The sequence below is a fragment of the Anaeromusa acidaminophila DSM 3853 genome, assembly GCF_000374545.1.
GTDB classification, from domain to species: Bacteria; Bacillota; Negativicutes; order Anaeromusales; family Anaeromusaceae; genus Anaeromusa; species Anaeromusa acidaminophila.
The window spans coordinates 1-11,474 of sequence record NZ_KB894611.1 but is presented as its reverse complement, the minus strand read 5'-3'; the positions used below and the strand labels follow the sequence as shown (position 1 = coordinate 11,474).

Annotated in this window: 10 protein-coding genes and 1 CRISPR repeat array; of the genes, 4 read left to right on the top strand and 6 right to left on the bottom strand. The window is 37.6% G+C overall.

The annotated features are described in order from the left end of the window. Nucleotides 1-72 precede the first annotated feature (72 nt). The 5 genes from C508_RS0115985 to C508_RS0115965 form a co-directional block, all read right to left on the bottom strand. Nucleotides 73-1,044 (bottom strand): M48 family metallopeptidase, encoded by a 972-nt coding sequence (locus tag C508_RS0115985; protein WP_018704580.1) that lies wholly within the window; start codon nucleotides 1,042-1,044, stop codon nucleotides 73-75. Between the two features lie 95 nt (nucleotides 1,045-1,139). Then, a complete protein-coding gene (locus C508_RS20420) occupies nucleotides 1,140-2,849 on the bottom strand; it encodes a hypothetical protein (protein ID WP_156817656.1) in 1,710 nt (569 codons plus the stop codon). A 99-nt stretch (nucleotides 2,850-2,948) separates the two neighbouring features. Then, nucleotides 2,949-3,251 (bottom strand): RelB antitoxin-like protein, encoded by a 303-nt coding sequence (locus C508_RS20945; RefSeq protein WP_422664651.1) that lies wholly within the window; start codon nucleotides 3,249-3,251, stop codon nucleotides 2,949-2,951. After that, nucleotides 3,202-3,396: a hypothetical protein gene (locus C508_RS20415; RefSeq protein ID WP_018704577.1), complete on the bottom strand. Its 195-nt coding sequence runs from the start codon at nucleotides 3,394-3,396 to the stop codon at nucleotides 3,202-3,204. The genes C508_RS20945 and C508_RS20415 overlap by 50 nt, the downstream gene beginning before the upstream one ends. Nucleotides 3,397-3,437: 41 nt before the next feature. Continuing rightward, a complete protein-coding gene (locus tag C508_RS0115965) occupies nucleotides 3,438-4,622 on the bottom strand; it encodes a hypothetical protein (RefSeq protein WP_018704576.1) in 1,185 nt (394 codons plus the stop codon). Between the two features lie 589 nt (nucleotides 4,623-5,211). Between C508_RS0115965 and C508_RS0115955 the strand changes: the two genes are divergently transcribed. Next, nucleotides 5,212-5,490 (top strand): type II toxin-antitoxin system Phd/YefM family antitoxin, encoded by a 279-nt coding sequence (locus C508_RS0115955; RefSeq protein WP_018704575.1) that lies wholly within the window; start codon nucleotides 5,212-5,214, stop codon nucleotides 5,488-5,490. Nucleotides 5,491-5,750: 260 nt separating this feature from the next. Here the strand turns inward: C508_RS0115955 and C508_RS20505 are convergent, their stop codons facing one another. Beyond that, nucleotides 5,751-5,906 carry a hypothetical protein gene (locus C508_RS20505; RefSeq protein WP_018704574.1) on the bottom strand — a complete coding sequence of 52 codons (156 nt, stop codon included), beginning with the start codon at nucleotides 5,904-5,906 and terminating at the stop codon, nucleotides 5,751-5,753. Nucleotides 5,907-6,561: 655 nt separating this feature from the next. On the opposite strand from C508_RS20505, the gene cas9 reads away from it, so the two are divergent. The 3 genes from cas9 to cas2 are packed head-to-tail and all read left to right on the top strand — an operon-like array spanning nucleotide 6,562 to nucleotide 10,989. Beyond that, a complete protein-coding gene (cas9, locus tag C508_RS0115945) occupies nucleotides 6,562-9,780 on the top strand; it encodes a type II CRISPR RNA-guided endonuclease Cas9 (RefSeq protein WP_018704573.1) in 3,219 nt (1,072 codons plus the stop codon). Then, nucleotides 9,777-10,646 (top strand): type II CRISPR-associated endonuclease Cas1, encoded by an 870-nt coding sequence (gene cas1, locus C508_RS0115940; RefSeq protein ID WP_018704572.1) that lies wholly within the window; start codon nucleotides 9,777-9,779, stop codon nucleotides 10,644-10,646. Before cas9 ends, cas1 begins: the two co-directional genes overlap by 4 nt. A 34-nt stretch (nucleotides 10,647-10,680) precedes the next feature. Then, nucleotides 10,681-10,989: a CRISPR-associated endonuclease Cas2 gene (gene cas2 / locus C508_RS0115935; protein WP_018704571.1), complete on the top strand. Its 309-nt coding sequence runs from the start codon at nucleotides 10,681-10,683 to the stop codon at nucleotides 10,987-10,989. 59 nt (nucleotides 10,990-11,048) lie between these two features. Beyond that, nucleotides 11,049-11,415: direct repeats of the CRISPR family, unit length 37 nt; unit sequence GGAAAGAGCATGTAGGAGTGTGTACGGAAGGTATGGC. Between the last annotated feature and the right edge of the window lie 59 nt (nucleotides 11,416-11,474).

The window sequence follows — 11,474 nt, the reverse complement described above, 5'->3', positions numbered from 1 at the left end:
TCATACTAATTGTACATTGCATTTTACTTAAAACAAAAAGAGCTCTCGCATTTGCGAGAACTCTTCTGGTAATTATTCCGTTTCAACCGTAAAGCCTGCAACCGTTAAGGATGCAACTACATCATCAAACGGTTTTGTACTCCACCCTTCTAGATAAAGAATAGCGCCCTTTTTATCGTAGATAGTTCCATCTTTTGCTAATAAAATTAAATTCTTTTTTACTACTCTAGAGGCTAGTTCCCCAGCCGTAGTAAAACCGTCTTGTCTACGAACAGGAGTTAAAATGGGAACTTTATTGATTGTAAAAGCTCCGGTAAGCGGCTCCACAACCACTTTTCCACTCGTCCATTCGGCAAGTCGATTGGTTTGATTTACGATTCGCTTTGCGGTTTGAGGATGTGGATTGATAAATTCTGCGGTGGTATTAGGTGATTGGTATTCTGGTTTATCAACTTCATGTAAAAAGAGAGCTAAACCCATTGGATTGTATTCGGTTCTTATAAGAAGGTCAAATCCATAATTATCAGCTTCCCATTCCTTTTCGAAACCATACCCTCTGAAGAAGAGTGCTTTTGTTGCCGTATCGGCTAATTGCAGCCCTAATCCGGTAACACCACCCTTGAGGGCTAGTCCAGCTATTCCAATTTGTTGAAGCATAACGCGTTCATATGCGTTCTGCCAGTGTTTCTTTTCATTATGCCCCAACTCATGAGCCATAACCCCGGCAATACAATCATCCGGTAAATCAGCAATAGGTGAATAAATATATACTTGTGCGTCAGGCCCGCAAAAAGCATTCATTACGTTATTTTTATATACACGAACCATATATGATTTGGAACGACTTGTCTCCATTGCATTAAGTAATTTTCTAAATATACTCGATACGTGTGGATCAGAATATGTTGCGTCCTTATAATTTAAATAAAAATTATCTCCTTCTTGAACTTCAACAGCATCACTTGCAAAAATATAGCATTCGCCATGACTTGTATTGATTGATAAAACTACCAAAAACACAAGAATGATTGCTTTTTGAAGCATGTTTTACTCCTCCTTAAAAAAATATCGCTAACGATACTTTTATTTTTATTATATCATATCGTTAGCGATATTGCACGCATTTTCTTTATTTTTTTTTAGTTTTTGGCCACAACAACATTTGTGGTATTGGCTTTGAGATTTACAAACCGATCCAGGCGGTTCATATCCCATGCGTCGGTCGGAGAAGTGTAGGGAGAGTCTTCATACAATTTAGCCAGATCTTGCTTACTTTTTATATTTATCCCTTTTGTCGCAAGCACCTTTGAAGCTGTTTCCAGAATACTGTTCATGGACCCGGTGGAAACGCTTTCTTGCCGAACCTGATCCGTTGTTTTATCGCTTTGGAGTTTGCCTCCGTTTTCATTTTTTGCAACCTCTGCAGGATCAATACCGCTTGGCCTATCTGTTTTATTTCCATTAACTAAGGACTGAATGCCGCTGGCTACAGAGTATAAGCCATTACCGACTGATTCAAACCCTGGAATAGCTAAGCTAATAGAATTTGATGTTGGAGACTCAACACTACTAGTCATTTTTCCCCAAGGAACTGGCATATCGCCGGTTAAAACGCTCCGAATTGCATCTGAAATGCCTCCAGCAGCATTGCTTAACCCACTAGCTGCAGATGACAATCCCGTAGCAGCCGATGATAAAACACCATCTTGCGGCAACTGGTAGCCGCCGCTGCCGTTCATATTTGAGCCAGACACGTTCAAGGAAGTCCCCCCGCTGCTTAGCCCACCAACAACTGTTGTTCCTCCACCGCTATTGATATCTCCATACTGACCTCCTGAGCTACCACCGAATGAACTAAATTCATTCACATTAAATTTAACCGTTACCGTTACGGTTCCGTGCTGCGTTGGTGGACGATTGCCATGAGAATCCGGCGGCGGGTAGTAATCATAGCCAAATGAGTACGTTTTACTGTATGTGCCGGCTGTGTCGTATGTCAGAGTTTCCGTTTGAGTTGTCCGGTCTGGAACAACCATGGCCCCGGGCGGCAAAGCAAGGGTCACAAAACTGGCCGTGATGCTTAAAGGCTTATTTTTCAAAGGATTAGGAGGGTCCATTTCTACTTTTGCGGTTACATATTGAGGCCCATTTACTGCCACTGAATAGCCTGCATTGTTGCTAATTTGATTTTGCATACCGCCTACTACACCACCCAAGGAACCACTTATAGCACCACCATTAGTTAAATCACTAATAGAACCATTGGGAGAATATGTGGAATCTGATAATGGACTTGATGATGTTCCATCATTACCATAGAGATCACCTAGCCCGCTTCCAGAAGCACCTCCCATATTTCCACCAGAGAAAATACCACTTCCTTCTGCGCCGGTTGTTCCTGTCAGATCGCCCGTACCTGAACCAGCAACGCCTCCAACATCAACGGTTGAAGCGTCCAACTCAACAGAGGCCGTATTAGGGGAAGAACTTCCTGAACTATCAAGCACCGTTCCAAGGCTATTACCAGAAAATATAGGGTCGCCAGTTATTGAGTCTTTGGGTACTATACCTGATAATACTGTTGATATTATTGCATATTTTGCTGCAGTTGTTGCAGCCTCTGCAACTTTCCCTGGGTCTCTCCCTGTCATAATTGCGCCAATCGCTTGATTCGCAATGTTCCTTATTCCCCCTAATGCTTTTTGAGCGCCCGTCGTTTTTTGAGTAGTAGCTATTTGTCTTTGATCAACTTGGTTTGTGTTTTCACTTGCAAACGATGGTGTACAATTTAAGGATACAATTAGAGCACAAAGAGAAAGCGCTACATTCCGTTTCATTTTCCTTTTCATAAGAACAGTTTCACTCCCTTCTTAATTTATACTAAATCAAATTTAATTATAAGACCTATCAAAACATTTTCCAAAAGAGCTGCCCTTTCTTTTTTTGGTTTATTCCTTGTTAATTAAACCATCCAACCCCATCACTGTTCGAATCTCTTCATCACTTACACAACGAAGTAATTTCAGTATAGCCATATTTTTTATAACCGTATTCATTTTTGAATAAAGCACTGGGTCCTCCTGAAACAAGCTAAAATAATCGAAAGAGGTATCAATTAGGTCCTCTATTGCTTCATCTATGGTTTCACCTTCACCATAAAGCTCAATGGTCTCACAAATAACCGTAAATCCCCCAATTTCTTCATCCCGAATAATATGAGATTGTAATTGAAGATTGTAATTGAATTCCATTTTCAAAAAGATAATCAAGATAAGCTTTATTAATATGACTGACTTCCCCTTGTTCGGTTTCTGTTATTACTTCTAAACCATTCAGGGCCATATGATGAACTTGAACATATTGTTTCTTTGTATCTTTAACATTTAGTGTTAACATGAGCAAAACCTCCTTATAGACAGGAATAATTTTTTGTTTAGCTAGTTTAAATCAGCAACTAAACTAGGAACGGGTTCTTTGTCGAGTTCCTTTTCATCGGGACATATAATTTTATCCTCATCTTGCATAAGATCTTCTTTTAGAGTAACTTTCCATGGCTTAAATAATGTTTTCTCCGCAGCACTCAATTTATCGTTTAAGCTATTTTTCAAATCGAAATTAGTCTGAATTTCCGTTTCAATCGACAATTTCTTCTGCTTTTCCTGGTTGAGTAAGTCTTCCATTTTTTTTATTCGATCCTCTTGATAAGCCTTTTTCTTGTGTAGTCTTTCAAGGACTCTATTTAGTTTAGATTGACTTTGATTGGTTTCTTTTGCCAATTTCTTAATATACAAATATTGATTTTGAGTAATATAGGAATTGATTTTGGAATTGAATCCAAAATCATTTTTATATAAGGTTACTAAAACATTATCTATTACAACATAATGAATTTGTTTTTTGGGGTCAAAATAATAATTTACATTATCTTTCCTGTGCATTTTTCGCGCATCTAAAAATGCTTCTCGAACCTGTTCAATTACAGCATTCCTAGAGTCCGGGTTGGTTCGCAGTTTTTGGATCTCCATTTCAATCATGTTGCTTCGTTGGCACCACCGTTCCAAAGCATGCCAAGTAATCACTAAATTATTTTTTAAACCCTCTTGACCACCTTCGATTATCCTGCTCTTTATTCCTAAATGCTTTTCTAGAAGGGTCTCACTAAATGATACCTGTTTTGCTTTTATACGAGATATTTCTTCCAGGTCAAAATTATTATCATCTTGAATAATTAATGAATATTCTTCTCCTGTTAGTTCTTCACAAAGCTTAATATCTTTTTTGATATTTTCAACGCCTTTTGAAGTTAATGGTTTAAGTACCATGGTTTTCTTTCCATTGGCTTTTATTACTTGAAATGCAAACCAGGAATCATACAAATGGACAATGTTTAGATAGTATAATTCTCTTCTTATTGAGCTCAGTACTTCTTGATAATGTCTTCCCAAAACCAATTGTTCATTAACCATTGCTTCTACTTCAGGTCCTTGAAAACCGTATATCGCAGCATTTCTAAGAGCAATTGTATATGCTTTAACTTTTATGAAGTCTTGGACTGCTTTCATTGCTAAATTTCGATTCACAGTACTAATATCATGCTCTCTTGGCTGAATTTGATTTTTCACTAAATAACACATCCTTTATTCCATATTAAAAAATCGTCAGCAAAACGATCTCTTATATTTAAGTATACGTATTTAGTGTCAATTTTTTTTGACGTACGTTGCACACGCAAAAAGATATGATATAATAAAGATGTCAACGAAAAAGCATGTAGGAGTGTGTACGTTCGTTATGGCAAGAGCGATTCCTTGATAAGGAATGCCTGCATTATGCAGGTGTCGTTTGAAAACGACCGACTCGAAAGGTATACCCCCTCTTATTGATTAAGAGGGGGTTATCCTTTTTTAGGCATAGAATATGTTGCACAACAAAAATGCTAATTGTATAATTAAATTGACAAAAGCCGCCGTCCTCTGATCAGGACGACGGTAACCGATAGGATTAGGACAGGCTCCAAAGGATGAAAGCCACAAGAGCCACCACCTTCAGAACCAATTCCTCGCTTAGGACGATTTGGATCTTCATGGTGTATGTCACCTCCTATCCGGAGCCAAGGCACTCGCAATGCCTTGGCTCCTTTGTCATTTTAAAGCTACTTGCGATATACTAAAGATAGAAGAAGGATAGAAGAAGGATAAGGAGGAATGAAAAATGAATGGAGCTCGTGAAAAGCCAAGCTTCCATAAAGAACAGATGTATACTTCCTCTGAAGCCGCGAAGCGATTTGGTACGCTTCGGAAACAAGCAAAAGAACGGCCTCAATATATCACGGTTAATGGGCATATTGTCGCTGTTGTTATGGATTATCAGAATTATGAAGATATGTATATGCGTCTGCAAGAACTTGAAGATCAAATCATCGAAAAGCGTATTGACGATCTTGAAAATCATCCTGAGGCCGCGGTAGCTTGGAGAAGTATTAGAAAATAACAACCGGCTTTGTCAGTTAGTTTTGAAGTAATTACTCATTGTTAAAAATTCCTTCACATCAAAAAGGAGTCTACTTTTTACAAAAAGGCGGACTCCTCTTTTTTGTGTCTAAAAACAGAAAAAGACCGGTTTATACCGATCTTTTCCTGTAGTTACCACTCAGGCTTAAAGCTACGCTTCGCTTCCCGCAAAGTTTCGCCGCACAAGTACCACAAATACTTGTGCTTATTTCAACAAAAGTGTTTTCAAGATTACTTTATTTATGCTTGCTTGCGGTTTGGGAAGTTTAAACCCGAATTTTTTCTAGCATCAATCCTAGCTTGAATGATAGTAAATTCTGATTCTAGTGCTTCATACTCAACCCGCAGCTTCGAATCATCGAGCTGTTCTTTCAAAAAATCATTAAATTTAGTCATTGGTTCATTCTCCTTTTACCCGGAAAATCAAAGATATTATTCCAGATTCTGAATCATAAAATGAACATCCTATCATACCGCACTCTTGACTCATCTTTCTTATTTATATTAACAAAAGAAAAACCTCTCGATTTTCACCGATGAGGTTCTTTTTTAATCCTCATTTTTACGGGCGAGGGTTCCCGACTTTTTTAGCTCTCTCTTATACGGGTGAGATTTCCCGGCTTTTTTAGCTCTCTCTTATACGGGTGAGATTTCCCGGCTTTTTTAGCTCTCTCTTATACGGGTGGGATTTCCCGGCTTTTTGGCTCTCTTTTATACGGGTGAGATTTCCCTAATCATTTTAGCTAAAAATACCTTGCAATCGTATCTTACTCCTGAGTAATATTCTCTGTTTTACTTCTCCGTTACTCTCGGGGAAGAAACATACAAACGTTCTTTTTAAACGTATGTCCATGGACATTTTAACTTGCCATTATAAACCTGTCAAGTCCTTGAAAACACAATAGAGAATAACGTTTTAAGTACAATTTTAGAATGTACATGTACATTCTAAAACACAAAAAAAATCTTGTCAATACAATTCCCACATCCACTCAATAATACCAAACAACCGTATACTAAAAATAAATGTTTATTTAAGGGGGCGTCGTTTATGAATTACACAATAGGATTGGATATTGGGGTCGCATCGATCGGATGGGCTGTAATTGATAATGACAATAAAAGAATTGTCGCATTAAATGAAAACCTTTTTGACAAAGCTGAAGATTATAAGGGGAAAAGTAAAGCCGAAGTTAGAAGAGAAAAATCGAGCAGAAGCAAGACCGTACGCAGAAAAGCTCATCGTCTTATTCGAGTACGACGTCTTTTTGTAAATACCGGGCTTCTTACAAAAGATATAGTAACGAACTTTCATTTTCATCCTTCCCTTCTTAATAAACCAAACGATTTAGGTAAACGAACTAGAAAGTCACCTTATCAACTTCGTGCCGAGGGATTAGATCGTTGTCTAAGTAATATTGAATGGGCTGTCGTTCTATTTCATCTTGCCAAACACCGTAGTTTTATTTCTGTTGATACAAAAGATGAAAATGCTCAAAAAATGAAAAAAGCAATCAACGAAAATCGTTCATTGCTTACTATGTGCGCTTACCGAACAGTGGGTGAAATGTATTATAAAGACGATAAATTCAAAGAGAAATGCCGAAATAAGGGAGGAGAATTTACTGCAACTATTAACAGGCAAATGCTATTGGATGAACTAACTTTATTATTTGAAGCTCAGCGTTCTTTTGGAAATCAATATTCATCGGTTGAATTTCAACAAAAATATGTAACAATCTTTTCTAGTCAACGCCCCACCTTCACAAATTCAGCAATTGAAAAAATGGTTGGTTACTGTACGTTCGAACCACACCAAAAGCGGGCTCCAAAAAATTCTTATACTGTAGAACGTTTCAATTTATTGCGGGATTTAAGCCAGTTGAAGTATATGATTGGAATCGAAGAATTTTTCTTAACCATGGAAGAAAAACAAGCCATAATTGATTTAGCCTATTCAAAGGAAAAGGTGACCTATTCTAACATCCGAACTATATTAAATAAAAAGTTCAAATTCCCCCCTAATGCTATTTTTAAAGGTCACCCAATTGATAAAGAACAAAAAAACTTCACCTCTCTAAAAGGATATCACACGCTAAAAAAGGCACTGAGTCCATTAGGTGCTAATGAATGGAATGTTTTTTCTCAAAACTATCGTCTATTGGATCAAACGGTCGAATCAATTGCTTTGGGGAAAAATGAAGCAAATATTATCAAACGTTTTAAAAAGATTGGGCTGCCCCCAAAATATCATTCTCTACTTTGCAACGTATCCTTCTCAAAATTTTCTCATTTATCCTTCAAGGCATTAAACAATATTCTTCCGCTTATGGAATCCGGCATGACGTATACTGCTGCTTGCGCAAACAGTAAATATAAGGGCCATTATATTAAAAATACGCAGATTCAAAAAACAGACCCTCTTATTCTGCCTCTCATTCCTCAAACACTATTTTCAAATCCAGTTGTATTTAGAGCATTATGCAAAACTCGCCGTATTGTTCAGGCAATCATTAAACGCTACGGCTTACCTTATGCTATACATCTTGAAACAGCTCGTGAACTGTCTAACTCTGATGAAAAGAAAAAGGAGATAGAAGAACAACAAAACAAAAATAGAAAGGCAACAGAAATCCTAGTCAAGGAGTTAAAGGAATTTGGCATAACAACACCCAAGTATTCATTAATTGAAAAATATCGCTATTATAAAGAACAAGATGGAATATGTCCCTACAGCGGTGAGCCGATTAATTTGGATATGTTACTGAGTGATTTATACGGAAGCATTTATGAAATTGATCACATTATTCCCTACAGTCTGACTCAATGTAATGAACGGTCAAATAAGGTCCTTGTAAAACAATCGGAAAATCAAAATAAGTCTAATCGGTTACCCATTGAATATTTGGGACGAGATAAAGAACGTTGGGATCGATTCTGCACCTGGGTAAAAGGCTCTCGCCTTTCCGTGAGAAAAAAACAAACTTTACTCCGCGAGCCTTTAACCAAGGAAGAAAGCGAATGTTTTCGAACAAGAAATCTCACCGACACTCAATATGCCGCAACCGCAGCTGCCGAGTATTTAAAAGTGGGCGTAACATTTAGCGATAAGAACAATCGTAAGCCGATTGTTCTTATTAAAGGCGCTGTAACAGGCTTTCTTCGCTACAATTGGGGAATAAAAAAAGACAGGGAGAAGTTTTTACAACATGCTCAAGATGCTGCTGTTGTAGCAGTTGCCAGCGAGAAGATGCTCCAACAAATATCAGAATACTATAAGCTAAAAGAAACTCAACCTCAACTGTTTTATAACAAAGACAATAGACCTTCATTCCCTATGCCTTGGCCGTTTTTTAATAACGAATTAAAGGCTCGTTTATCAGCAAATCCTGTAGAAAAAATAGCTGCCTATAAAAGAATCCATAAGATACCTCCGGTGTATTACGACGAAGATATTTCTTGTTATAAACCTCTCTATCCATCCATTGCCGTGCGTTATAAAATTAATGGATGTTTACTCGACGAAACAGCGCAAAGCGCTCTTCCTAAATACATTAAGGAAGGCTACACGATTAAAAAGATTCCCTTAACGGAATTAGAGCCAAAACATCTCATAGAAGATAAAGACGGCATTATTCCGGTGGTTGGGGCAGATAAAGACGTTGCCTTTCGAGAAGCTCTGTTAAAGCGGTTTACTGACATCATATCTATTGACGAATATTATAAGAAATCTCTTACAGAAATAAAGAAAATATCTAAGCAAGCCTTTACCGAAAAATTCTTTAAACCATCAAAGCCTGGTCGTGTGCCTTCTCTTGTAAAAAGTATAAGGATTATTGATAAAGGTACGGCCGGCCATATTAAGAATAACGCCCTTTACAAAAATGGAACGGATAGTCTATTTAAAGTCAGCATATTTAAAAAGAATGAATCCTACTATTTTGTTCCTCATTATCGGCTGCCGGCACTACAAAAAAAGGAAGTTTTAAAGGCTATTGTTCCGAAAAATAGTGAAGAAAATTGGATTCCAATCGACGAAACCTTTCACCGTTGCTTTTCTCTCTATAAAAACAACTTAGTTCGTCTTATTACGGTTCGTGGTGAAGAGCATATTGGATACTACAAAGGTACGCATAGAAGAATCAACGCCATTAATTTACTTTCAAAAGAGACCTCGTTTAGTATCACAGCACCTCAAATTAAGTATATTGAACTTCTTTTCGTTTCAGTTCTTGGCGATATTACTCGTTCAAAAGGAGACTTTTCATGAGTTGGAGATCAATTATAATTAGTAAGCCTTCTATTTTATCTGTAAATAAAAATCAGCTTGTTGTAAAACAGATCGAAGAATCGAAAATTCCTCTTGAAGATATCTCAGTAATCATTTTGGATACACTACAAGTCAATCTCACAGGATGCTTTCTTTCCTCTGCTGCAAAATATAATATTGCTGTACTATCCTGTGATGAAAAGCATATGCCCTGTGCTATTTATCAATCCTTTCATCAACATTCACGTCAATCACGGATGACTCATTTGCAAAACAGTATGAATCTGCCCTTGAAAAAGCAGATATGGAAATTGATAATTAAACAAAAAATAACGAATCAGGGTTCTCTTTTATCTCTCCATAACTACACTGACCATGGCTTAGTTTCTATTGCATCTTCAGTTAAATCAGGAGATAAAACAAATCGAGAAGCATATGCTGCTAGAATTTATTTTTCCATATTATTTTCTTCCGGTGGGCGCCATGGCTCAGGAAGTATTTCGTTAGCACTTGATTATGGATATGCTATTCTTCGGTCCATCATTGCTCAACAATTAGTGGCGTATGGTTTTATTCCCTCGCTGGGGGTTTTCCATCATAATGAGCTTAATGCCTTTAACCTTGCCGACGATTTAATTGAGCCATATCGCCCCTTTGTTGACCAATATGTATTATCCCAAGGCACGATATTTACAGAGCCACTTTCAAAGGAAAACCGCCAAATTTTAGTTCAACTTATTTTAGAAAATGTAAAAATCAAAAATTCTTCTTATTCAATACAAAATGCTATAAGAGAAACCGTTAAATCATTAGGTACTTGTTTTATTGAAAACGATCCTTTTAAAATTACTCTACCCGTTTTATAAATACCTAATGATCAAAGCGCCAGTAGGAAGGTATATGAGACTGTTATTGTTTTTTGATTTACCTACAAAGACTCCTATTAACAAATACCATTACCGGCAATTTCGTGAATTTCTTCTTAGAGATGGTTACGTGATGCTGCAGTTTTCTGTATATAGCCGCATAATTAAAGGTGAAGAAAGTATTGATAAACATGAAAAACGGTTGATCGTGTCTCTTCCACCGGAGGGATCTATTCGATTATTATCGGTAACCGAAAGCCAATACTGTAAAATGAAAATTTTGCTTGGGAAACCCTCTTATCAAGAAAATCATGTAAATGCTTCACAAATTCTTCTTTTTTGACGTTTTTTTCATAAGAAAAACCCTAGAAACCTATATGGTTCCTAGGGTTTTTCTTTCAGGGAAAGAGCATGTAGGAGTGTGTACGGAAGGTATGGCCGACTCAAGTGCGGTACAAAATTTCTCAAGGAAAGAGCATGTAGGAGTGTGTACGGAAGGTATGGCAGTAACACTAAGGCAAGTATTGTAAAAATGGAAAGAGCATGTAGGAGTGTGTACGGAAGGTATGGCTCCACCCCACGGCTTCGGCAGCTGGCCAAGGAAAGAGCATGTAGGAGTGTGTACGGAAGGTATGGCATGTCGTAGCCCATTTTGTCTGTGACGGCTGAAAGAGCATGTAGGAGTGTGTACGGAAGGTATGGCCAATGACGCCTGAAGCAATGACTTTAGCCAGAAAGAGCATGTAGGAGTGTGTACGGAAGGTATGGCACCCCCTGGTTAATGGCCTGTTTGATGGCTGAAAGAGCATGTAGGAGTGTGTACGGAAG